Origin of the sequence: Tolypothrix sp. PCC 7712 (assembly GCF_025860405.1) — a bacterium.
GTDB classification, from domain to species: Bacteria; Cyanobacteriota; Cyanobacteriia; order Cyanobacteriales; family Nostocaceae; genus Aulosira; species Aulosira diplosiphon.
The window spans coordinates 762,212-786,589 of sequence record NZ_CP063785.1 but is presented as its reverse complement, the minus strand read 5'-3'; the positions used below and the strand labels follow the sequence as shown (position 1 = coordinate 786,589).

At 41.1% G+C, this 24,378-nt stretch carries 16 protein-coding genes; 7 read left to right on the top strand and 9 right to left on the bottom strand.

The window, feature by feature from the left end:
* Window positions 1-898 precede the first annotated feature (898 nt).
* Window positions 899-1,246, top strand: a complete 348-nt coding sequence (locus HGR01_RS03020; RefSeq protein WP_045871969.1) for a DUF1815 family protein — start codon at window positions 899-901, stop codon at window positions 1,244-1,246.
* Window positions 1,247-1,412: 166 nt separating this feature from the next.
* Here the strand turns inward: HGR01_RS03020 and HGR01_RS03015 are convergent, their stop codons facing one another.
* Window positions 1,413-3,488: a CHAT domain-containing protein gene (locus HGR01_RS03015; protein WP_052335284.1), complete on the bottom strand. Its 2,076-nt coding sequence runs from the start codon at window positions 3,486-3,488 to the stop codon at window positions 1,413-1,415.
* A 555-nt stretch (window positions 3,489-4,043) separates the two neighbouring features.
* Here HGR01_RS03015 and HGR01_RS03010 point away from each other — a divergent pair.
* A complete protein-coding gene (locus HGR01_RS03010; RefSeq protein WP_045871968.1) occupies window positions 4,044-4,544 on the top strand; it encodes an acyl-CoA thioesterase in 501 nt (166 codons plus the stop codon).
* Between the two features lie 76 nt (window positions 4,545-4,620).
* Window positions 4,621-4,758 carry a hypothetical protein gene (locus HGR01_RS03005; RefSeq protein ID WP_155539411.1) on the top strand — a complete coding sequence of 46 codons (138 nt, stop codon included), beginning with the start codon at window positions 4,621-4,623 and terminating at the stop codon, window positions 4,756-4,758.
* A gap of 29 nt (window positions 4,759-4,787) precedes the next feature.
* On the opposite strand, the gene HGR01_RS03000 is transcribed toward HGR01_RS03005, so the two are convergent.
* Both HGR01_RS03000 and HGR01_RS02995 read right to left on the bottom strand, forming a co-directional pair.
* A complete protein-coding gene (locus HGR01_RS03000; protein WP_045871967.1) occupies window positions 4,788-4,985 on the bottom strand; it encodes a hypothetical protein in 198 nt (65 codons plus the stop codon).
* 246 nt (window positions 4,986-5,231) lie between these two features.
* Complete coding sequence (locus HGR01_RS02995; RefSeq protein ID WP_045871966.1) at window positions 5,232-5,636, bottom strand: hypothetical protein; 405 nt, start codon at window positions 5,634-5,636, stop codon at window positions 5,232-5,234.
* Window positions 5,637-6,336: 700 nt separating this feature from the next.
* Between HGR01_RS02995 and HGR01_RS02990 the strand changes: the two genes are divergently transcribed.
* Window positions 6,337-6,765, top strand: coding sequence for a hypothetical protein (locus HGR01_RS02990; RefSeq protein ID WP_045871965.1), 429 nt, complete (start codon window positions 6,337-6,339; stop codon window positions 6,763-6,765).
* Between the two features lie 593 nt (window positions 6,766-7,358).
* Here HGR01_RS02990 and HGR01_RS02985 read toward each other — a convergent pair.
* The 5 genes from HGR01_RS02985 to HGR01_RS02965 form a co-directional block, all read right to left on the bottom strand.
* Entirely contained in the window at window positions 7,359-7,736 is a 378-nt protein-coding gene (locus HGR01_RS02985) for a hypothetical protein (protein ID WP_045871963.1), read from the bottom strand.
* Between the two features lie 431 nt (window positions 7,737-8,167).
* Window positions 8,168-9,118: an RpoD/SigA family RNA polymerase sigma factor gene (locus HGR01_RS02980; protein WP_045871962.1), complete on the bottom strand. Its 951-nt coding sequence runs from the start codon at window positions 9,116-9,118 to the stop codon at window positions 8,168-8,170.
* Window positions 9,119-11,183: 2,065 nt separating this feature from the next.
* Window positions 11,184-15,230, bottom strand: coding sequence for a HEAT repeat domain-containing protein (locus HGR01_RS02975; protein WP_045871961.1), 4,047 nt, complete (start codon window positions 15,228-15,230; stop codon window positions 11,184-11,186).
* Between the two features lie 575 nt (window positions 15,231-15,805).
* Window positions 15,806-16,051 (bottom strand): DUF2283 domain-containing protein, encoded by a 246-nt coding sequence (locus HGR01_RS02970; protein WP_045871960.1) that lies wholly within the window; start codon window positions 16,049-16,051, stop codon window positions 15,806-15,808.
* Complete coding sequence (locus HGR01_RS02965) at window positions 16,044-16,319, bottom strand: hypothetical protein (protein ID WP_045871959.1); 276 nt, start codon at window positions 16,317-16,319, stop codon at window positions 16,044-16,046. The genes HGR01_RS02970 and HGR01_RS02965 overlap by 8 nt, the downstream gene beginning before the upstream one ends.
* A gap of 835 nt (window positions 16,320-17,154) precedes the next feature.
* Here HGR01_RS02965 and HGR01_RS02960 point away from each other — a divergent pair.
* A complete protein-coding gene (locus HGR01_RS02960; protein ID WP_045871958.1) occupies window positions 17,155-20,454 on the top strand; it encodes a CHAT domain-containing tetratricopeptide repeat protein in 3,300 nt (1,099 codons plus the stop codon).
* Window positions 20,455-20,599: 145 nt separating this feature from the next.
* Here the strand turns inward: HGR01_RS02960 and HGR01_RS02955 are convergent, their stop codons facing one another.
* Window positions 20,600-20,749: a hypothetical protein gene (locus tag HGR01_RS02955; protein ID WP_155539409.1), complete on the bottom strand. Its 150-nt coding sequence runs from the start codon at window positions 20,747-20,749 to the stop codon at window positions 20,600-20,602.
* Between the two features lie 486 nt (window positions 20,750-21,235).
* Here HGR01_RS02955 and HGR01_RS02950 point away from each other — a divergent pair, with 486 nt between their 5' ends.
* Both HGR01_RS02950 and HGR01_RS02945 read left to right on the top strand, forming a co-directional pair.
* A complete protein-coding gene (locus tag HGR01_RS02950) occupies window positions 21,236-24,229 on the top strand; it encodes a CHAT domain-containing tetratricopeptide repeat protein (RefSeq protein ID WP_045871957.1) in 2,994 nt (997 codons plus the stop codon).
* The gene (locus HGR01_RS02945; RefSeq protein ID WP_155539407.1) at window positions 24,220-24,375 is read left to right on the top strand and encodes a hypothetical protein; all 156 of its coding nucleotides are present in this window, start codon (window positions 24,220-24,222) and stop codon (window positions 24,373-24,375) included. The genes HGR01_RS02950 and HGR01_RS02945 overlap by 10 nt, the downstream gene beginning before the upstream one ends.
* Window positions 24,376-24,378 lie beyond the last annotated feature (3 nt).

Here is a 24,378-nt window from a genome sequence, read left to right as displayed (position 1 = left end):
CAACTCAGCACTCAGAACTATTTTTCACACAGAGTTGATTTAAATTTATAAAGGGGCACAATAATCCTGTGCCCCTAACTTATGTATATGGATATGATCCCCAATCCAAAATCCCAATCCCAAAAGCTCAAACATGAACTTTTTTGTATGTTATGTTACATTTGATTGTCATTGCCAAGAGATTTTCGGTAGCTTAAACAACATTTCGCTATGATGTCAAAAGCCGTAAAAATCTTGCCTAAATGGCAACATTAATCTTCTAACATTAGTTATTCTCAGTATTAAATCTACCAAACTTGGTTTTATATTTAGCATCTATCTAACCAAGCTTATAAGTATAAACAAATACTGCTAAAGCAGCTTGCTTCTGAAATTGCCAGTCTAAAAGTTACACAGTCATCTGCCAAAAGTTAGATTATGTGAAAAAATGTGACTCTGCGTACCCAATCCGGGGCAATATCAAGCAGATGTTAGAGAATAAACAAGTTATTAAGCCAGTATTTGAGATTCAGGCTACAAAAAACTGCCTGGAAGCCTTTACTCGTAATAGATTTGGCTATTCTGGCAGATAGAGATACAATATGTATCTTTCTATATGGTTGACTAGTGGCAAATTTGAGTTACTCTTAAATCGGATCGTTTCTCATAAGCATCTAAGCTGACAGAACCACATAAAGACAATCTTAAGTTTAAATATTCTGTCAGATATTTGGACTTCTCAAACTGAATACTTTGATACGGCATCAAAAACCGTTATCTACTACCCTAGCAAGATAGTCAATAAATAGACTACGTAAATGGATGGTTATTGTAATGGATAGTTTACAATACCAGAGGAAGAGAAAATCTAAAGAAAATATAAAAGAACTCAAATGACCGTGGTGTCTGGAGGAAAAAAGTGTTTCTAAGACTAGCGCATCAACATCGACAATTCGTTCAAGACTTGGTAATGAACCTACAAGCCTTAGCAATTGTACTGGAACGACGTGGATATCCGGCTTCCTGTTATACCTGTGGTGACCAAATGAATAGTGCTTCATTTATGGTCAGCTTGGGAGATAATCACCTAATTCGGTTTTTAGTATCTGACTATGGGATTACTTGGACAGAAATGCGGGATGACCGTGAATTAATGAAATTAGAAGGTGCAGAGGCGATTAATCAGTTACAAGAACTGGCTAATATTGTCAAGCACCAATCGGGGACAATCTCCACAGCTAACAAAACCCTAGTCAAGAAGTTTTAAGGATTCTTGGTCGAATGGGTTATTTACGAAAAAGCATCAAGCACTATCTGGTAATTGGGAATCGGTAATTTTGGGTGATTTTGCCCATTGATTACCCATTCACTCTTACCATTAATTGATTGTTTTATTGCTGATATCAGCCACAGACTCAAAAAACTCGAAGTTATTACAATCCATTGCCAATTAAAATGAAAGGTGCCCAATAGTAAGGGTGGCTCAAACCACTACTCGTTGCTATCGGAACATTTTTATTTTTTACCTTAGAGTCTGCATGAATCAATGCAAGTTGCGCCTGTCTAAGGGCTTCAGTTTTTGTTAGCTTACCTGGAGATAACAAGGCATAAAAAGCGCTCATCAATGCTTGAGTACCGCCGTCATCTACAGACCATAAGGAAGCAATAGTTGCTCTAGCGCCAGTTTTTTGCAGTTGGTAGCCAAACCCTAAAATCTCCTCACCGTTACCTAATTTGCCTCCCAAACCTGTTTCGCAAGCGCTTAAAACTACCAAATCTACATTAGTTAAAGACCAGTTGGCGACATCTCTCAGGTTCACGCGATCGCCATTGCCAAATAAGATAAATGAATCCTCGGGTTTACCTACCACAAAGGCTGCATGAGTTGCGAAATGGACAATGGAATAATCATCCATTTGGGGGATAGTTGCTTTGGGACTGAAAGCTTCATCAATTAGTTTTTGTGTTCCGGGGATCGTAGCTGCTAAACCTTCCACTTCTTGACCGGCAAATGGTAAGCCAGAAAAAGCTAGCCTTTGATTACCCACTTCAACTTGATAGTTACCCTTAGTAAAAGCGCCAGCTAAAACCCGCAAACTAGATGCTGGTGGAGTATTAAAGTTAGTCAAACTAGCAGCAGTGATGTAGTTCACACTGAAGCGATCCACCAGCCATTGTTTGCCATCATGTAAAGCAGCCAGAGGAATATAGCGTAACTGATCATCAGGTGCGTACATCAAATTCGTTGCGCCTGAAGCTTTAATTTCATTTTCTATCGGTTTGATCAGCCAGTTATATAACTGGTTAGCTGTCTTGATGACTGTGTCGTTACGTTCAGGAGTTTGTAGCTGCTGGCGAAAGGTAGCAATTGTCTGGTTAAGCTGTTCACGTGTGACGGCAACTTTACGATGAATTGGTACAGATTCTGGGCTAACAACAACCAATTCCAAGCTATCATCCAAGACCAAAGGATAGATAAGAATTGATTTTTGCGATAAACGAGCCAAATTATCTCTCAGTTCGTTGATACTTGCTAAATCTAAACTTTGTCGCTTGGCTGTAACGCTAAGTTGCTCTAGTTGTGTCTTAACTGCTGGACTGGCAATAAAATTGTTGAATTGCTCTAAAAGTTTCTGCTGATCTAATACTAATTGCTCGAGCCGCTGTTTTTGTGCTGGCGATCGCTGTTCGGGTGCAATTTTGCGAAGTTTTGTTAACTCTTTACCCAGTTCTACAGCATTATTGCCAGTTTGCTCTAACTTTTGTTTAATTACTTTTTCTCCTGGGGCAATCTCAATACCTTTAGCGGTGCGTTGATTACCTGGTACATCTTTAAGGAATCCCTCGAGTTCTTCAACTTTGAGGAGATCCATACTCCGTTGTGCTTCTACTACACGTCCTTGTTTCAGGAGTTTTTCCCCCAAAATCCGATATGTTTGGGCAACAGTAACGTTATAGGCATCTGGTTGCGGTGCCGAAAGTAATGCCGGAGTTAAGCGCGCGATTTCACGATTAATCAAACAATGCTTGTAAAAGAAAATTGCTAACTCTGGTTGGTTTTGAATATCAAATAAGTAACCGATATTACTATAAGTTTTACCCAATTGAACGCGATCGCCAATTTCTCTATTAATTACTAAAGCTTGCTGATAAGACTGGAGTGCTTGTGAGTAGTTAGCTTGTTTTTGGTATAACCTGCCAATATTATTTAAGGTGACAGCTTCCCAAAAACGTTCTCCTTTGTCTTGGCTAATCTGTAAACCTTTCTCTAATTTCTGTAATGCTTCTTGAAACTGACCTTGCTGCAAGATATTAACAGCCTCGTCATTTAGCAGTTTGATTTCTGATTCTTGCTGATTCTGTGGTGAAACCTGAGGCGTTGCTGTTGAGCCTTGTTGTGTGCTGACAGGGGAATTTACCTGTTTATTATCTAGGTTTGTACAACTAGAAACTAGAAAGACCAGGATAGAAAAGGCAAAAAAATTGAATCGCTGAAAATAAGAGCGCATAACAAAACGCTCCCGATTTTGGGGAGCGTAGATGCTGAACTTTTAAATTTTACACATTTTCCCAGAAATTTATGCTCAAACTTTAGTTTTGGCTAAATACAGTTCAGTTAGGAAAATTAATTGATAACAAAACCAAAAAACTAGTTATTCAACAAAAAAACCGAACAATAATTTTGGAGGGGGTTTGGGGGACGCAACCGTCACCCAATCGGGGGTTTGGGGGAGAATCCCCCAATTGAGCTGGCTTCTTTAATAAGTGACAAATCAATGGCTAATCAGCTTAACTGAACTGTATTGAGTTTTGGCTGGCTTTTAATTCCACAATCGGCAAGAGTTCACTGACGGTAGTCAATTGTAGAGTAGAAACTACTTCTCATCAGGGTTGAGAGGAAATATACAACAATACTCACCCTCCAAAAATTGCTCTGATACTGCAACTTTAGTTCTAACTATTGTTTTTGATCCCAAAATAGAAAAGAGTTGGCTTGAACAAGTCTTGAATAATTGTGTCAAGCTATTCAATGTAAAAATTTACAGCTATTCAAAAATTGCAAGATGTCACAAGCACAATCAAGTCAACCCCAATTACCACCAACTAGTGCCATTGACAGCCCATTAAATCATACATCTGAAAATTGGTTTGCTTATCCTGTAAGAGTCCAACCCCACCACACCGATTATGCAGGCGTTGTCTGGCATGGTACATACCTCAATTGGATGGAGGAAGCACGGATAGAATGTTTGCGGTCTATTGGCATTGAGTATGTAGATTTAGTAGCTTTAGGCTGCGATTTACCAGTTGTAGAACTTTCCGTGCGCTACCATCGGTCTATTCAATTAGGTAAAGCCGTATTAGTTAAGACACGCATGGCGGATGTCACAGGTGTAAGAATTAATTGGGATTACGCTATCACCTCCACTGATGGGCAGGAACTTTACGCAACTGCTAAAGTAACTTTAGTAGCGTTAGACCGTGAGCGAGGCAAAATCATGCGTCAGCTACCTGCAAGCGTCAAAGATGCATTAGCAAGAGCTTCTTCATTACACAATAACTAACTGAGAAGGGTGAAGGATAAAGTATGAAAAACTCCACCCACAAGGGGATGGAGTTTTTGGGCATGGGGAATCGGGCATGGGGCATGGCGAAGAAATTACCAATGCCCAATGCCCAATGCCCAATGCCCAATGCCCAATGCCCAATGCCCCATGCGGCGGGGCGGCTGTCCCTCTTCACCCACAAGGGGATGGAGTTTCCCGCCGCTTTCAATGAAAGTTTTGCTACTTCATCCTTCATACTTTTTATTTACCACTACGTATTTGCGAGAGCGTTTGCGGTAAATTAGCGATCATATCCCAAATATCTTGGGGAGTAATACCAAAACTGATATTTAATAAGATGAGAATCGCAGCTACGGTCAGTGCAGTCCTGATAGTTGTCTTCACGATTTTCCACAAGATTGCAAATACGATCCAAGCTAAAATTAGGGTAGGAATCATAAGTATAAATTAACAAATCACCCTCTTAGGCAAGAGGGCCTTAATTTAGAAGGAATAAATTTTTTGTGCTAACAATTACGACTGCGAAAGCTAAGTTCTAGCTTTTGATGCGAGAGGTTCTGTGAATTATACCAGAAAGGTACACAAAAAATTAGTGCAAAGTAATAATTTTTGCAAATTTGTGGAAAATATTGTCAGAGAATGTCGGCAGGGGCAGAGCAAAGAGTAGTATTTTCTCAGCACTCACTACTCAGAATCATCATTTCTACCAAAAATATTTTTGTGTGATTTGCTTTTATCAAGTAAGTATTCAGGGCATTCTTTTGCTTCTTCTGTCATTACTAGAGAAGGATTCACTGCACATTTGAGATAATGGTTGTTTGAATAATATTGACAATTTTTACAAGGAACTTTTTTTATACTATTAATTATAAAAAATCGTTTATTATCTACAATTGCTTGGCTTTTTCGCAACATTAAAAAGAAAACTATCCAACTAATTAGTAAAGCCAGAGGAGTTAAAGATATGGCAACATCAGGTATGTTTAATTGATTGGGTTTAGCCGGTTCGTACTTAACATCGCTTCTGACAACACCAGGCAGATTTTCATCTGCTACCAAATTTTTTTGTAGTATTTGCTCAACAGACATATTATTTACCTTTCGTTATAGCTTGACACCTTGATGGTTGATGCCTATTACCACTACGCAAATTCCAATTTGAAAACCCTACATTTGAGGTTATGCGGACGCGTAGAGGCTGAGGCTAGTTATTAACTTTAGCTTTGCACCCTAGTAATTTGAATTAAATATACTCTTTGCCGACAGTATAATGTCAGTATATTATTGGCAAATAATTAAAACCCTCTATTAAGAGAAATTAATTTTTATAAATTGGTTACTGACTTGTCGGAAATTAGATTTGCAAGGCTTCAATTATAGGTTTATCAAAAGAGAAGTCTTCGTATATCTGCCAAGAGTTTTGCTTGTTATTTATTGATATATATCTAAAGGAATATATTAATCATTTCTGGGCATAAACCTGAGTTTATGCTATAATATTGTCGCAAATAAAGAGCTAAACTATTACATAATAAATCAAAAACCATTACATATGTTCTATACGAAACAAGAATGATTTATGGTGGGTTAGGCATAAAACTTAATGAACCAAAAGCTTGGTGAGATGTGCATTAAGCTAGTGTTAGCAGAGTACTTGTATTGGAAAAATTAAAAAATAAGTCAAGTTTTAAATTGCAGTTTGTTGACTGGGCAGAATATTAAATAATTATAAATAATTAAGTTAAAAGTAAAAAATTACAAGTTGGTAAAATTTAAATTTTTAAATATTATGAATATAGAATTTTATCACAGAATTCCTTGGATACCTTTAGGATTACTCTGGTTAGCTTACGCTCTTTTAGGATGGTATCTTGCGGTTCATCACATTGTTTGGCTAGTAGGAGGTTTTATTGCTGCTGTGGCTCTAGCGATAGCTAGAAAAAGTTTCTCTTGGTTAGAGCGCTTAATTAATTTTGGCTCTCAAACTTTAATTGTGGTTTTATTTTTAAGCCTATCAATTGCTATAGTGGCAACTTGGTCGCTATTATTTAGCCTGTTTCTGATACCAGTAGCAACGACGCTTTTAGCAGATTTAGAATTGCGGTTTGCTGGTTTTACTAAACTAGATGCATTTTTAGTGTTAACAATCTTAGCGGTATTGGGTTTGGCAGTAGGTGAAACGATAGATATTCTACTTTTACCAAGTAGTAGGTTATAGGCAAGAACAAGAAGGCTGAAGTATGAAGTATGAAATGGTATAACCTACCAATAGATGATTGCGGGTATTATAGTGCTTCTCATATTGGTAAGGTATAGCAATCAAAAATTAACTGCCGTTCGCGTAGCGTTCCGCAGGAATGGCAGAAGATATAGACGCGTAAACGGCTAATTTCCAAGTTATCCTTAGGATTACCCGCAGGGTACGCTGATAACCAATAATAATATTCTAGAGGGCAAGGCAGTGCCCATTGGTGTCAACTTCAGCTAAAAGCGATATAGGGCGGGCGTTGTACAAATACCTCGCGCCCTCATCCCCTAACCCCTTCTCCCCCTGGAGAAGGGGAACTAAATCTCTGGCTCCCTTCTCCCTGTGGGAGAGGGGCTGGGGGTGAGGGCGAAACCTTCCAACCAAGCGGGTTTCACGTTAAGTTGACACCTCTGGACAATGCCTTGCCCGTACAATCTGTCGCATTCTTTTTTCAAATTGGTATAAAAAGAAAGAATATTCATAGCACAAGCCTTTTAGCAATTACAGATGGTCTGTTTATTTACGCCGACTTGTACTAGTCGTCTTTGATTGCAACGACTTACTTATTTGAGGATTTCATCTAGCAAGTTTCTTGCAGGTTGTGCTTTCGTGAGTGCTGCTTGATGATCGCTGTAAACACGCACCAGCTTTAGCAGTCCATTCACCCCTGATTTGAGTTGCTCGAGTTCTTCGCCTACAAGCAGTTCGCCATCTAGCATCCGCACTACCAAAGGTTTGATATCGCCAACTTCTTGGCGGACTTTTTGCAATTTTTCTACAGCACTCAGTAAAGCTTTGAGTGAGTTTAAGATTTCGTCAATGTCTTGGCTATCCTCAGCAGCTTGAGGTGTATCTTCAACTGTTGTTGTCTCTTCATTATCTGCAACTGCGGGTGATTCCTCTACAGGTGTTTCACTTTTAGCTGCGTTTGTCTTTGCCATTAGTCATACCTCAAATGATTTTTCCCAGTTTATCGTTAAACCGATGATCCGGTTTGTCAACTACCTTAGACTAATTTGAGTAAATCAGGGTAAAGGTTAAAGGGAAAAGGGGAAAGGGAAAGATAATAGCTTTCACCCTTCCCCTTTTTCCTTTTTACCCTTTACCAACAATTCTTAACTCATACCAATTCAAAATAATGTTTGCGACAGATAAATTCTTTGTAAGGGCACGGCATCCACAATCTTTTGGCATATCAAATATCTTACTGGTGCCGTGCCCCTACTCATCTGTCGCATTCTTTTTTCAAAATGGTATCACATACTGTTTGGCGTGCGTCTTTGAGGAAATCAAGAGGAAAGGGGAAAGGGAAAGATCATAGCTTTCACCCTTCCCCTTTTTCCCCTTAACCAACAAGCCTTGCGCCTATTGTCTAAACAGACAAGTACTGTTCAATCGACGGTTGTTGACGACGCAGGATATTGATAGCTTGCTGCTGAATTTGGCGGACTCGTTCGCGACTGACGTTTAACTTTTGCCCAATTTGAGCCAAACTAAGTTGTTGATCGTCTTCGAGTCCAAAGCGCAAAATTAGGACTTCACGCTGCATGGGTTTGAGAGAAGCTAACAGATTTTCCATATCTTGACGCAACAGCTGTTGTGTTAGCTGTTCGCTGGGCGAAATACCTTCATCTGCTAAAAGTTCGTTGAGTTCGGTGTCTTGGTTGTCTCCCACTTTTAAATCTAGAGAAAATGGCTGTTTTGCAGCACTCATATATTCTCGGATTTGGTTGGGTTGGAGGTTTAACGCTTCAGCCACTTCTGTAATTGTGGGAAAACGTCCAAGTGCTTGAAACTGTTCTCGCTGGACTTTTTTGATTTGATTGAGTTTTTCGGTGATATGAATTGGTAGTCTAACAGTTCGAGATTTTTCTGCGATCGCTCTTGTAATTGCTTGGCTAATCCACCAATATGCATAAGTTGAGAACTTATAGCCGCGATTTGGATCGAACTTCTCTGCACCTCGTTGCAAACCTATTGCTCCTTCTTGAACTAAATCCAAGAATTCCAAATTGCGGCGCTGATATTTTTTGGCAATTGAAACTACCAGCCGCAGGTTTGCTGTTACCATCTTTTGCTTGGCGCGTTGACCTAGCTTGAGTATCTGTTTCAACTCAGCTTCACTCTTGTCAACTTCAGCAGCTAATTCACTCAAAGTAGGTTCGCGATCTAATTTTTGGCGGAGCGTTTCTTTTTGTTGCTCGATGGCCATCATTTGCTGTACCTGCCTACCATAAGCAATCTCTTGGTCTGCTGTTAACAAGGGATACTGACCAATTTCTTGCAAATAAACGCGAACTGTGTCGGGACTGGGGCTGGACATACAACTTTCAAGCTTTTCGATAATCAGACGAATCTAAAAGTATAAATCAAATCAGGATCTCTATTTTCCTGAATTCAAATCCGGAAAAATTTCATTTTGTCATTGGTCATTGGTCATTTTTTGACAAAGGACAAATCACAAAGCGGTAGGTGCGTCAGCCTGCAGTATAACGCACCACTGAGGATTGACGCGGGATTTAGATACCCAATTTTTTGAAAAAGTCGGGGATCTGGACGGCAATGTTTGCTTGAGGATATGCGATCGCACTGCTTATCTTCACTTTTTCTCTGCCCTTACAAGGTGATGCGATCGCCTAGAGAATGCTTTTCCTGTGACTGCACCTACTACTAATAGATTTTTATCCCCTTGCGGGGTGATGTGATCGTCAAAGCAAATAGAAATTCAACTGCGCTGGGCAATTCGTCGGTTTCCATTCCCTTGCGGGGCGATGCGATCGTAAAGGTGATGGCGGCGCTTGGGGAGATCAGAACGCTATCCAGTTTCCATCCCCTTTCGGGACTAGGTGATTGTAAAGACATCTGCGCGAAGATGACCATTTGGAAAGCAGGGTTTCCATCCCCTTGCGGGGCGAGGTGATCGTAAAGGGCCTCAAACTGTTACCGTGACGGCAACTGATCGGGTTTCCATCCCCTTGCGGGGCTAGGTGATCGTAAAGTTGCCTTCAATGGCTTGCGAATAGGCCTGTTATTCAAAGTTTCCATCCCCTTTCGGGGCGAGGTGATCGTCAAGGACCACGACATTCTGCGGGTCTTGACCAATCATGAGCAGGGGTTTCCATCCCCTTTCGGGGCGAGGTGATCGTCAAGGTTCATGCTCTATCAAGGTTTGGATTTCCTCAAGACTTACACGTTTCCATCCCCTTTCGGGGCGAGGTGATCGTCAAGATAGAAATGCGTCTTATGAATGCTTTGCATTATAAAGTTTCCATCCCCTTTCGGGGCGAGGTGATTGTAAAGATTGGAAACGCACAGGCTTCCGTAACCCCTGAAGGGTTTCCATCCCCTTTCGGGGCGAGGTGATTGTAAAGTTGGTTGTAAATGAAATTAATCAAAATACACCAAATAGTTTCCATCCCCTTTCGGGGCGAGGTGATTGTAAAGTTTTAGCATCAACAGCTTCAGGGGGTTATCTAGGTGTTTCCATCCCCTTTCGGGGCGAGGTGATTGTAAAGTACTCCCTCTTGCATTTAAACAAAAAGGAAAACCTTTTTTGTTTCCATCCCCTTTCGGGGCGAGGTGATTGTAAAGAGTTCACTTTTGGAAACCTTGCCAGGAGAGGATTTGAGACCCCTCAATCGACACCACTTTTTTGAGTGTCAATAGCTCCGAAAAATTCTCAATAAACTCAAGCTGTCAAAGCCTGAAAGCTTTGCTGCGTAGGCAATCGACACCAGTCAAAGAAGTTATGCGGTTTTCAAGGTGCGGGCGAGTGGTGTCGATGAAGGACACAAACTATCCTTAAAATACAACTTTTGCCGATTTTTAGTCAAATTTATTACTTAATTGTTACATAAATCTCACTGGTGGATTTTGAGCAATAATTGCTTTTGCTTGCGAAATACACTGAAATGAGAAAGTAAAAGCTGCTTTGGAGAAAGCAATATCTGCTTTTGCTTGCTGAATATACTGAAATGAGAAAGTAAAAGCAGCTTTGGAGAAAGCAATATCTACTTTTGCTGGCTAAATACAGTCAAAGAAGAAAGCACAAGCAACTTTGGAGAAAGCAATATCTACTTTTGTTTGCTAAATACAGTCAAAGAAGAAAGCAAAAGCAACTTTTGAGAAAGCAATATCTGCTTTTGCTGATTCAATTGTTGTAAGGAAAAAAACCTGTAATTGAGGTAGGGTGTGTTACGCCGCAGGCTAACGCACCACCAAGGATTGACTTTAGGGCGTTGTACAAATACCTCGCGCCCTCATCCCCTAACCCCTTCTCCCGCAGGAGAAGGGGAACTAAATCTCTGGCTCCCATCTCCCTGTGGGAGAGGGGCTGGGGGTGAGGGCGAAACCTTGCACAAGAGCGGGTTTCACGACACCACTGAACGCTAACCCACCCTACTACCTAATTCTTTGAGTTTCTTCTGAGCAAATTCCCTGACTTTGATGTCTAAATCATTACTAACTCTGTTTTGTAATAGTGGTAAGGTTTGAGAATGATGGGGGTATTGCTTGATAATAATATCTAGCGCTACTCGTCGCGGGTTGGTTTGCCAACTGTTACGGCGCTGGAAGGGATCGTTAACGGCGCAGTTATAAAAGATTTCAAACATCTCGGCTTTTTCTTTGAAGTGGCGCGCTAATTCTTGTAGTGCGGTTTGTCTTACTTGCCAACTTTGATCAGTGGTGGCGCAGTATTTGCAGAAGCTGGGAATGTCAGCATCATCTAGAAAATTATTGGCTAACTCTTCTATAGCTGCACGGCGTACCTGCCAATGATGATCAATGGTAGCACGAGATTTGAGGAAGCAAATTGTCTCAGGATGATTTTGGCTGTTCCGCGCTAAGGCTTGCAAGGCTGCACGCCGCACGTAATAGTTTTTGTCAGCAGTGGCGCGGGTTTGCCAAAAAGAAATCATCTCTGCATCATCTGGGAAGTTACGCGCTAACTCTGCTACTGCCACAAGGCGCACATTCCAACTAGCATCATGTGTGGCACGATATTGCAGAAAGCTGATAGTTTCTGCATCATCTAGAAAATTGCGTGCGATTTCTTCTACAGCCACACGGCGCACATCAGCATCATCATCTACAGTCGCACGGGTTTTGAGCAAGTCGATAATTTCGGCATCATCTGGAAAGTTACTTACTAATGCTTGCAGTGTAGCTTGTCTGACATCGGCATCATCATCCACAGTCACACGGTATTTGAGAAAACTGATAATATCATTTTGAGTTTTAAAATTACAGGCTAATTCTGCTACAGCCACACGTCGCACCTGCCAATTTTCATCAGCAGTGGCTAGGGTTTTGAGGAAGCTGACAACAGTATCATCGGCAAAATTTCTGGCTAATCCTTGAATTGCGCTTTGGCGAACATCGCTATCATTATCAGCAATGATGCGGTATTTGAGAAAGCCTATAGTATCTGTATGGTTTTGATAATGACAAGCTAATGCTTCCACAGCTACACGGCGCACATCTGCATCCTCATCCACATTAGCACGGTCTTTGAGGATGCTCAGGGTATCGCCATCATAGGGAAAGTGGCGTGCTAATTGTTCTACAGCGACACGACGCACATCTGCATCCTCATCAACGGTAGCATGGTCTTGAAGAATACCCATAGTGTCAGCATCATCAGCAAAGTGGCGTGCTAATTGTTCTACAGCCACACGGCGCACATCTGCATCCTCATCTGCGAGCGATCGCTCTTGTAAAATGCTGATGGTCTCAGTATCATCGGGAAAATTGCAGGCTAATTCTTCTAAGGCTACACGGCGAATATCGGCATCATCTGCGCTCGCACAGTCTTTGAGAAACTGTACAGTACTGCTATCATCGTGGAAGTTGCGCGCTAACTCTTCTAAAGCTACACGACGCACATCTGCATCCTCATCTGCGATTGCTCTATCTTTGAGGAACTGTATAGTACTGCTATCATCGGAGAAATTCCGCGCTAATTCTTGTACACCTGCGCGGCGTACATTCCAACTTTCATCAATAATCGTGCGTTGTTTGAGGAAGCTTATAGTATCGCTATCATGAACAAAGTTACGTGCTAATTCCTGCACTGCTGCACATCGTACGTGCCAATTCTCATCTAAAGTTGCACGCTGTTTCAGCCAAGATTTGATTTTGAAATCATCTTTCCAAGTAGTAGCAATTGCTGTCACTGCTTGGGTACGAATTTCCTCAACGAGTTTCGTTTCTTTATTGTCAAATAATTGGTCATAATAATACCAAAGGTCATACTTGGTTAAATCTTGTAATTGCACTAGTAATTTATTAGCAGTTAACCCAATAACTGAACGCTTCCTTACTTCCGCCAAGCATTTAGCCGCTAAAAATAGATTAGTAAACTTTTGCTGTTCGCCATTTTGCAACATTAAATATTCAATTAAGGCTGCTACAAATCTTGGCTCAATCATTCCCGCAATTAGCCGCAATACTTCATGCCAAGTTTCATCTTGCCAATGTTTACCAAATACTTCTTGCTTGAGTTCACTAAGAGATAAGGTTTGCGCTTCTTTAAATTGCCAAACAAATTCCCAAGCACAGAAATACTCCAAAAATGTGCGATGCACAAAGCCATAGTAATCTGCACCGAGAAAACATAACATAAAATTACGAGTCCGCAGTTGATTAATTAACCGTCTCGCCTTATCTCTGGGTTCGCTGACTTCGAGATTTTTCAAATAATCAGTGAAAATTTTTTCTAAATTACAAGCACTAATCCAATTACCTGCTAAACCTTTTTTACTAGTTTGCATATAATAGGCAACTTGCCGCAGCATTGCCTGTTTATCTTGATAATCAATGGTTGTGGGTAAATGCTGTTCATGGGATAATGCACGTTCCACATCCCATTTATACAGCAATAATTCTGAAGCCTTTTTATACAATTCGGCTCTATCTCTTGGCAGTTCTTGATTACGATTAAGAATAGCCATCATTGTGAGCATGAGGGGATTACCAGCCAATTCTGCCATTGCTTTTGAGGTATGAATGGCGCGTAATAATCTTTCCTTCTTCCTTTGCTTATCTACCTCATATTTAAAAGTTAAATTATGCCAGCGATGAATAAAATCTTGAATTTGCTGGCTATCTAAATCTTGCAACATAAAATGCCGAAATTGAGCATCGCGTAAACGTTGCGGTTTATAACCAATGACGCGAGAAGTAACAATTACTTGTACTTGCGGATATTCATTGGTGAAGCGATGAATTGCGGTAATCATATCTTCACGCTTTCCCGAATCAAACACCTCATCTAAACCATCAAACATTACCAAAGCATTGCCAGTTTTTAACTGTGCTTGTAATTGATGCTGATTGAGATGCGAAATTGCGCCGGGACTTTGATGGAAAAATTCTAAAAAATTCTTGCAATGTCCATCATCATAATTCCGCATATAAGCGCGTAACTCAATCAACAAGGGAATTGGCGCTAGAGAACAACCTCGCTTACCGATTTGATCAAGCGTTTTTTCCACCCAAGCTAATGCTAAATATTGCAATAATGTAGACTTCCCAGAACCAGGATCACCTAGAATCACAATATATTTATAAGTTTGTGGCTGATTAACAATATCCAACACCGAAGCTAGCGGCTGTTGAAAATACACCCGTTCGTATTGTTCTAATTCTTCCCAAGAAATTGCTGCATCTGCTATTTGATTACTGTCGCGCATCCGCCGCAAATGTTCTTTAGGTAGTTCGTGAACTTGAGGTAAAACTTGGTGAACTTCTCGCACATTCGGAGTGACAAATATACTCCATAACCGCAATTCGTTATAAGCATAACCACTAGTATCCAAACTATCTAATTTTAAATTGATATAACGTTCGCGAATTGCTTCTTGATATTGCTGCAAATCAAAGTTAGGAATAATTCCCGCAGCTTCTTGGCTATTAATTTGAATTGCTTGTAAGTTACGGGAATTGAGTATCTCGCGCAATTCTGGTGACTCTTTCAGAATTTGCTGACATTTTACGACATAACTATCTGTTACCGCTTGCCAATTAAAATCAACAGGTAACTCTGGTAGATTGAGACTTTGCCAAATAGTTTCTAAACTTTGATAATCTAAGCGCGTACAATCGCCATCAAAAGCTTTACCGAGTATTTCTTTTACAGGCTGATGGCAAATAAATCGCTTGAGAGGCTTATTTAATTTCTTAATATCATTATCAGCAAGCTGGCAAGACTTTAGCTCATCTTCTACGAGTTGTAGAAATTGATGGAGTGCTTCAGCTACAGCTTTCTGAATTGGTTCTTCTTTAAATATCTTAGCCGCATTCTTCAAACCACTTTTAAAAAAGTCCTTTGCATAATCCTTGGCTAAATCCTTAGCAAAATCTTCATTGAGAATAGACTTTACAAGAATTCCTAAAGCATTACTTGCTACCCAGCTAACTAACCATTCCATCATAAAACTCGCGCCTGTTAGATCCCCTGACTACGAGTATAGACACTAGCATTAATAAATTTATCAGCTTTTAGGGATATTAACTTAATATCAAAACCTGAAAAATGTGATGCTTGCAAATACTCTGGGTTACATTTACCCAGATGGTTTATGGAAAATAGAAGTTCCTATTATTTAAAATATAAGTATGCTGATAATTATGGTTGCAAAATAAACCAAGATTTTCAACAATTAAATAATTTGAATTTTGATACTCAATCAAAGAGAAGCTTGGCTTTACTCTAATTTGATGTTATTTGCTGTATTGGTTATTTATTCGGAATTATTTGTGTAATGGTTTGATTTTTCTTTGGGTATATTAAGTGTAAAAAATATTGATCATCCTAGATATAGGCACAAATACACTATAAATAATTTAGATTTAAAAATATAATTGCTCAACAAAACTTTCCATTGCTGGCATTAAAAGTTTCATATCCGTAGGGTGTGTTGTCGCGCAGCGCAACGCACCGACACAGCATTAGGGAATTCCAAAAAAATATTCCTCGCTATGTCAGCAACCAAATTGCGATCGCTAGCTATACTTTATTGCGAACCAAGTTCAAAAGCTTACCCTGAATATATTCCAAAATCATATCTCGCATATAATGACTGGCATTGAGAATTTCCACGCCAATCAACTCCCCAGCTGCATTTAGTTCAGCAGTGACATTGGGGCTAATTTCAATACTTGCTGATTCGGTTTCTTCGGAGATGAGTAGATGAAGAACATCCTCGTCTTGGAAATAATTTATTTGCGGTAATTGTTGTTTGATGTCAGACATTTGGGATCAACCGTCCAGTTTTTAGACGAAATCTAATTTGTTGTCTAGTTGTGGCGTGAATTGTAATCGGCGTAATGGTGTTGTCACTTTGCTCATAGGGAATTAAAACTAGCTGTTCACCATGCTTACCCACTGCGATCGCCCGATCTGTTTCTACATCATAATATCGTTCGCTAGAGAAGCGTAGAATATTTTCAATTAGGTCGAGATCAAAGCCTCTTTGAGTTGCACGATAGCGAAGATAAGATGTCCATATAATCTCAGGCATGAGTTTATTATTACCAGTGCTTGTCCCTAGCAGCAATTTGCGATCGCATCATCGCATCATCGCACTATGGCAAACTTGAGCTATTGCATCGGCTTGTTATGTTAATGCATCGAATAGCAATTGAGTTGCATCGGGTAACAATGCGATGTCTACGCATCCATAAACAATGCATCCTATCACCTGACAATAAGTAGTTAAACAAAATTAATTACAAAATGTCATTGCGAATGGAGCGGAGCGGAATGAAGCAATCGCAAGGGTTGAGATTGCTTCGCTACGCTCGCAATGACTGTAATTAATTTTGCGTGGTTACTTACGATTGTAGGGGCAAGGCAATGCCCAGTGGTGTCAACTTAAAGTGAAACCCGCTTTGTAGCTAGGTTTTCGCCCTCACCCCCAGCCCCTCTCCCACAGGGAGAAGGGAGCCAGAGATTTAATTCCCCTTCTCCTGCGGGAGAAGGGGTTAGGGGATGAGGGCGCAAGGTATTTATACAACGCCTTACCCCTACCCGCATACATAATTCACGCAAAATACGCTGTATGTGGCATCAAAACGCGAAAACTGCATAAGTCCTCGCTTTTCAGAAATAAATATAAGGGAACCGAGGAAGAACCCCCATGAACAGACAAATTATTCAAATTTTGTTGCCAAAACTGAAACCAGCCTCAGCCAATATTCATGCAAGCTTTAAACTAAATCCCATCTAGCTCAGTAGATACTGAAAATAACTTAATAATCCCCATTATCCTCAATCCAGCAACAGATTAATACTCAAACGCCTGGATAAATTCTCATACCTCTTAATTACGAATTACGAATTACGAACTACGAATTATGTTGAAGCTTTATACTTTCACCTGCTTGCTGAGTCTAGCTTTATTATCCGAGTCAGTGGGGGCAAACGCCACAGTTCAACAAACGCAAATTGCCCAACAGCCAACCACAACAAAAGATGCAACCCGCACCGCAGCACAAACAGCCTTGAATGAAGGCACACAACTTTATAAACAAGGTACAGCAGAATCACTACGACAGGCAATAGAAAAATGGCAAGAAGCGCTTTTGTTGTGGCGCAAAGTAGGGGATAAACAATTTGAAGCTATTACATTCTTGGGTATTGGCAGAATTTATGATGATTTAGGGGAAAAGCCCAAAGCATTGGAATATTACAGCAATGCACTCCCACTACTACGTGTGATAGGTGATAAGGGTGGGGAAGCTACTACCCTTAATAACATTGGGCTGGTTTACTCCGATTTAGGAGAAAAGCGCAAAGCATTAGAATATTTCCACAATGCACTTCCATTAAGGCGTGCGGTGGGCGACAAGTTAGGTATTGCTACCACCCTCAATAATATCGCGGGAGTTTACTCTGCTTTAGGAGAAAAGCCCAAAGCCCTAGAATTTTACAACAATGCACTTCTACTAATACGTGCGATAGGTGATAAGGCGAGGGAAGCTACTGCGCTTAATAATATCGGGCTGGTTTACTCTGCTTTAGGAGAAAAGCAGAAAGCATTGGAATATTACAACAATGCACTCCCTTTAATGCGTGTGGTGGGCGAAAAGCGCGGGGAAGCTACTACTTTGAATAATATCGGATTAATTTATTCAGATTTAGGGGAAAAGCAGAAAGCACTGGCATATTTTAACAATGTACTTCCACTGCGGCGTACGGTGGGTGACAAAACAGGCGAAGCTATAACTCTGAATAATATCGGGCGAGTTTACGATATTTTAGGAGAAAAGCAGAAGGCTTTGGAATATTACAATCATGCACTTCCACTGTATCGTGGGGTGGGTAACAGAACTGGTGAAGCTATTACCCTCAATAATATTGGTGCTGTTTACGATGCATTAGGGGAAAAGCAGAAAGCCTTGGAACTTTACAACAATGCACTCCCACTATTGCGTGCGGTAGGTGACAAAGCCAGGGAAGCTACTAGCTTAAATAATCTAGGGGGAATTTACGACGCATTAGGGGAGAAACAGAAAGCCCTAGAATATTACAACAATGCACTCCTACTGCGGCGTGCGGTGGGTGATAAGACAGGCGTTGCTAATACCCTCAATAATATCGGTGTAGTTTACGACGCATTAGGGGAAAAACAGAAAGCCTTAGAATATTACAACAATGCACTCCTGCTGCGGCGTGAGGTGGGTGACAAGGCAGGAGAAGCTACTACCCTCACTAATATCGGCACAGTTTACGATGCATTAGGGAACAAGCAGAAAGCTTTAGAATATTACAACAATGCACTGCCATTGCGGCGTGCGGTAGGTGACAAGGCAGGAGAAGCTACTACCCTCAATAATATCGGGCTAGTTTACGATGGTTTAGGAGAAAAGCAAAAAGGCTGGGAATTTTACAACAATGCCTTACTGTTATATCGTGCCGTAAGCAATAGAGAAGGGGAAGCTACTTCTCTGAGTAACATTGCTCTTTTAGAACAAAGTCGCGGCAACTTGCAAGCAGCCCGCACTAATATAGAAGCTGCGATTAAAATTATTGAAGAATTACGCACCAAAATTAACAGTAAAGAACTCCGCAGTTCCTACTTTGCTACACAGCAGGGTGTTTATAAATTCTACATTGACCTGCTAATGGAACTGCACAAAAAAGACCCATCAAAAGCATACGATGCTTTAGCCCTGCACTATAGCGAACGCTCCCGTGCTAGAAGTCTCATTGAGCTGTTGAATGAAGCAAATGCCAAAATTTTGAAAGGTGCGAATCCTGAATTAATTCAACAAGAACGCGATTTAAGACAGAAAATTGATGCTAAAGATACACTGCGGCAAAATTTACAAACATCAGCTAATAAAAACGACCTTGTTACTAAAGCAGCTCTTCAAAGACTGAGCAAAGAAATCAGCAATCTTCTGACTCAATATCAAGAACTGCAAGCAAAAATTCGTGCTACTAGCCCAGTATACGCACAATTGAGTAACATAGACCCCGAAAAGAACATTCTTAAATTGCCTCAAATTCAACAACAACTCGATAAAGATACTCTACTGTTGCAATATTCCTTGGGAGAAGAACGTAGTTATTTATGGGCTGTTACTCCCACATCAATGCAAGTTTACACACTCCCCCCACGCCAAGAAATAGAAAAACTTACCCAACAATTAATTCAAGATTTAAAATCACCAATAGTTAGTGAAGCTACTATTGCTAGTTCCAAAAAACTTAGTCAAATTATCCTCGCACCTGTTGCCGATAAATTACCAGGAAAGCGTTTGGTAATCGTTGCTGATGGTGCATTGCAAACTCTTCCTTTTGCAGCGTTACCTGATTTAAGCGCTACTAAATATCAACCACTGATGGTAAACCATGAAATCGTCAATTTACCCTCAGCCTCAACCATTGCATTTCAACGCCAACAACTCGCCAACCGCAAACCTGCACCGAAAGCTTTAGCTATCCTTGCAGATCCAGTATATAGCGCTACTGATGAACGAGTCACAGGTAAAACAGAAAACACCTCAGTCGGTTCAAATTTAGAACTCGAACGTTCTGCCCTAGAACGTTCCGCCAGAAGCCTTAAACGCAGTGGTTGGGATAGGCTAGTAAACACCGCAACCGAAGCCAAAGAAATTTTAAAACTATTACCAGCATCCAGCCGCTTAGAGGCTTTAAATTTTGATGCTAATTACAACCAAGCAACCAGCAAAGCTTTAAATCAATTCCGCATTCTCCATTTTGCTACTCACGGCTTTGTCAATCAAGACCAGCCACAGTTATCCGGTATTGTACTGTCATTATTTGATCAAAAAGGCACTCCTATTAGCGGCTATTTGCGTTTGGCAGATTTATTTAACCAAGATTATCCCGCAGAGTTAATTGTCTTAAGTGCTTGCGAAACCGGATTGGGTAAGAATGTCAACGGTGAGGGTTTAATTGGCTTGACACGTGGCTTGATGTATGCAGGTGCAGCACGGGTTGCAGTTTCCCTATGGCAAGTGAGCGATGAAGGTACATCAATATTAATGCAGGAATTTTACAAACAGATGTTACAGCAAAATAAAACCCCAGCCTCCGCCATGCGTGCAGCGCAAACGAAGTTATGGCAAGACGGGCGTAGTCCTTATGAATGGGCAGCTTTTACAGTACAGGGGGAATGGAGATAAGGGGGAAAAGCGACACATCAATATATTTTAGAGGTCAAGGCAGTGCCTTGCCCCTACAATCTGTCGCCTGCTTTTTTCAAATTGGTATAAGGCGATGCGATCGCACTATCGCACTATGGCAAACTTGAGCTATTGCATCGGCTTGTTATATTAATGCATCGAATAGCAATTGAGTTGTATCGGGTAACAATGCCAATGTATCGGGTAACATTGCCAATGTACGGGCTGACAATGCTATTGCATCGACTGACATTGTGATTGTATGGGCTAACAATGCCAATGTATCGGCTGACATTGCGATTGTATGGGCTAACAATGCCAATTGGTGTCAACTTAACGTGAAAGGCTTTGTTGCTATAAGATATTTGATCCCCCTAAATCCCCCTTAAAAAGGGGGACTTTGATTCTTTTCCCCCCTTTTTTCAAGGGGGGTTAGGGGGGATCGAAAGTTTATCGTGCAAAGAGAGAGAACTCCAAAGACTTACGTTGTACGTGGCATCAAAACGCGAAAACTGCATAAGTCCTCGCTTTTCAGAAATAAATATAAGAGAAGCGAGGAAAAACCCCCATGAACAGACAAATTATCAAAAATTTTGTTGCCAAAACTGAAACCAGCCTCAGCCAATGTTAATCCAAGCTTTAAACTAAATCCCATCTAGCTCAGTATATATTCTGAAAATAACTTAATAATCCCCATTATCCGCAATCCAGAGACAGATTGATACCCAAACGCCTGGCTAACTTCTCATACCTCTTAATTACGAATTACGAACTACGAACTATGTTGAAGCTTTACACCTTAACCTGCTTGCTGAGTGTAGTTTTATTATCTGAGTCAGTGGGAGCAAACGCTACATTTCAACAGACGCAAATTGCCCAGCAGTCAACCACAACACAGCAAGATGCAACCCGCGCCGCAGCGATGAAAGCAACTGAAGAAGGGACGGCGCTTTACAAACAAGGTACAGCCGAATCATTGCAACAAGCAATAGAAAAATTGCAAGAAGCACTCATATTGTGGCAGAAAGTAGGGAATAAAGAAGGGGAAGCTGTTGCACTTCTTGGTATTGGCAAAGTTTACGACGATTTAGGGGAAAAGCAGAAGGCTTTGGAATATTACAACAATGCACTCCCACTCAGTCAGGCGGTGGGCGACAAGGGTTGGGAAGCTACTACCCTGAATAATATCGGCTCTGTTTACGACGATTTAGGGGAAAAGCAGAAGGCTTTGGAATATTACAACAATGCACTCCCACTGTGGCGGGCGGTGGGAGATAAGCGTGGGGAAGCTACTATCCTCAATAATATTGGGCTAGTTTACTCCGATTTAGGGGAAAAGCAGAAAGCATTGGAATATTACAACAATGCACTCCCACTCAGTCAGGCGGTGAGCGATAAGCGTGGGGAAGCTAATATCCTCAATAATATTGGGCTAGTTTACTCCGATTTAGGGGAAAAGCAGAAAGCATTGGAATATTACAACAATGCACTCCCACTAAGGCGGGTGGTGGGCGACAAGGGTGGGGAAGCTTCTACCCTCAATAATATTGGGCTAGTTTACTCCGATTTAGGGGAAAATCAGAAGGCTTTAGAATATTTCAACAATGCACTCTCACTGTGGCGGGCGGTGGGTAACAAAGCAGTCGAAGCTACTACCCTCAATAATATTGGGCTAGTTTACTCCAACTTAGGGGAAAAGCAGAAAGCATTGGAATATTTCAACAATGCACTCCCACTCTTGCGGGTGGTGGGCGACAAGGATGGGGAAGCTAATACCCTGAATAATATCGGCTATGTTTACTCCGCTTTAGGGGAAAAGCAGAAAGCATTGGAATATTACAACAATGCACTCCCACTGAGGCGGGCGGTGGGCGACAGAGGTGGGGAAGCTACTACCCTTTACAACCTCGCCTACCTAGAACGGAGTCGCGGAAATCTTCAAGCATCTCGCACTAACGTAGAAGCGGCTATCAAAATTATCGAAGAATTACGCACCAAAATTGACAGCAAAGACCTTCGCAGTTCTTACTTCGCCACCCAGCAGGATGTTTACAAATTCTACATCGACTTGCTGATGGAACTGCACAAACAAGACCCATCCCAAGGATACGCTGCATTAGCCCTACACTACAGCGAACGCTCCCGCGCCCGCAGCCTCATCGAATTATTAAACGAAGCCAATTCCAAAATCAAAAAAGGCACAAATCCCGAACTAGTAGCACAAGAACAAGATTTACGTCAGCAAATTGATGCTAAAGATACCCTGCGGTTCAATTTACAAAATTCAGCCAATAAAAACGATCCCATCACCAAAACCGCAATTGCAAAACTCACTACCGAAATAGAAAATCTTCTCAACCAATACCAAGAAATCCAAGCAAAAATTCGTGCTTCTAGCCCAGCTTATGCCCAATTACAAAACTTAGACCCAGAAAAAGATATTCTCAAATTACCGCAAATTCAACAACAACTAGATAAAGACACTTTACTTTTACAATATTCTTTAGGAGCAGAACGCAGCTTTTTGTGGGTGGTAAGTCCTAATTCTCTCGATACTTACGAACTTCCCAAAAGACAAGATATAGAAAAAAGCGCCATCAATTTATTTTGTTTAATTAGTCAAAATAGTTCTAAACCGCCTTCTGCAACTGATCAAGAAAATCCTTGCGCTAATCTTAAAACGCCGCAGATTAATGTCGCTGCTCAAGAACTCAGTCACTTAATTCTCTCACCCGCAAAAGATCAACTCGGTAAAAAACGCTTAGTCATTGTTGCTGATGGTGCTTTGCAATATATTCCGTTTACAGCGTTAGTTGATTTAAATTCTCCACAGAGTTCCACACCACCCAAAGCCGAACCAGAAAAACCAAAGGAAGTTGAATGTTCTCATGCTCGTGGTATTCGTGTTTGTTCGCCAGTTAAACCACAAAATTGGAATTATCAACCGCTATTAGCCAACCACGAAATTGTTAGTCTACCTTCTGCATCTACCATAGCCTTTCAACGTCAACAACTCGCCAACCGCAAGCCTGCGCCGAAAGCTTTAGCTGTCCTCGCTGACCCAGTATACAGCACTAACGATCAGCGAGTCACAGCAACATCAACAAAATCAACTAAATCAGACAAATCGCAATCAAGTTTAGAATTAGAACTCGAACGTTCCGCCTTAGAACGTTCCGCCAGAAGTCTCAAGCGTAAGGGTTGGGCTAGGTTAACTAACACAGCTATAGAAGCTCAAGAAATTTTAAAACTGATACCAGCCGAAAGTAAAGCGCAAGCTTTAGATTTTGATGCTAATTACAATTGGGCAACTAACAGCGCTTTAAATCAATTCCGCATTTTACATTTTGCTACTCACGGCTTTGTCAATCAAGACCAACCAGAGTTATCGGGAATTGTACTGTCTTTAGTTGATCAAAAAGGTAATAATATTCGCGGACATTTGCGGTTAGCAGATTTGTTTAACCAAGATTATCCCGCAGAGTTAATTGTTTTGAGTGCTTGCGAAACCGGATTGGGTAAAAATATCACCGGTGAGGGATTGGTAGGCTTGACACGCGGCTTGATGTATGCAGGTGCGGCGCGGGTTGCAGTCTCCCTATGGCAAGTTAGCGATCAAGGTACGTCAACATTAATGCAGGAGTTTTATAAACAGATGTTGCAGCAAGGGAAAAAGCCTGCAGAGGCGTTACGTGCAGCACAGCTAAAGTTATGGCAAGAGGGGAGAAGTCCCTATGAATGGGCGGCGTTTACGTTGCAGGGGGAATGGCGTTAGGGGATTGGGGAAGCAGGGGTGCAGAGGAAGCAGAGGAAGCAGAGGAAGCAGGGGTGCAGGGGAGAATAGCCATTACTCATTACTCATTACTCATTACTCATTACTCATTACTCATTACTCATTACTCATTACTCATTACCAAATAACAA

Bases quoted from the DNA above. Each gene is read 5' to 3' on its own strand.
- HGR01_RS03015 (WP_052335284.1), bottom strand. From the start codon at position 3,488: ATGCGCTCTTATTTTCAGCGATTCAATTTTTTTGCCTTTTCTATCCTG.
- HGR01_RS03010 (WP_045871968.1), top strand. From the start codon at position 4,044: ATGTCACAAGCACAATCAAGTCAACCCCAATTACCACCAACTAGTGCC.
- HGR01_RS03005 (WP_155539411.1), top strand. From the start codon at position 4,621: ATGGGGCATGGCGAAGAAATTACCAATGCCCAATGCCCAATGCCCAAT.
- HGR01_RS03000 (WP_045871967.1), bottom strand. From the start codon at position 4,985: ATGATTCCTACCCTAATTTTAGCTTGGATCGTATTTGCAATCTTGTGG.
- HGR01_RS02995 (WP_045871966.1), bottom strand. From the start codon at position 5,636: ATGTCTGTTGAGCAAATACTACAAAAAAATTTGGTAGCAGATGAAAAT.
- HGR01_RS02990 (WP_045871965.1), top strand. From the start codon at position 6,337: ATGAATATAGAATTTTATCACAGAATTCCTTGGATACCTTTAGGATTA.
- HGR01_RS02985 (WP_045871963.1), bottom strand. From the start codon at position 7,736: ATGGCAAAGACAAACGCAGCTAAAAGTGAAACACCTGTAGAGGAATCA.
- HGR01_RS02980 (WP_045871962.1), bottom strand. From the start codon at position 9,118: ATGTCCAGCCCCAGTCCCGACACAGTTCGCGTTTATTTGCAAGAAATT.
- HGR01_RS02975 (WP_045871961.1), bottom strand. From the start codon at position 15,230: ATGATGGAATGGTTAGTTAGCTGGGTAGCAAGTAATGCTTTAGGAATT.
- HGR01_RS02970 (WP_045871960.1), bottom strand. From the start codon at position 16,051: ATGTCTGACATCAAACAACAATTACCGCAAATAAATTATTTCCAAGAC.
- HGR01_RS02965 (WP_045871959.1), bottom strand. From the start codon at position 16,319: ATGCCTGAGATTATATGGACATCTTATCTTCGCTATCGTGCAACTCAA.
- HGR01_RS02960 (WP_045871958.1), top strand. From the start codon at position 17,155: ATGTTGAAGCTTTATACTTTCACCTGCTTGCTGAGTCTAGCTTTATTA.
- HGR01_RS02955 (WP_155539409.1), bottom strand. From the start codon at position 20,749: ATGTCAGCCGATACATTGGCATTGTTAGCCCATACAATCACAATGTCA.
- HGR01_RS02950 (WP_045871957.1), top strand. From the start codon at position 21,236: ATGTTGAAGCTTTACACCTTAACCTGCTTGCTGAGTGTAGTTTTATTA.
- HGR01_RS02945 (WP_155539407.1), top strand. From the start codon at position 24,220: ATGGCGTTAGGGGATTGGGGAAGCAGGGGTGCAGAGGAAGCAGAGGAA.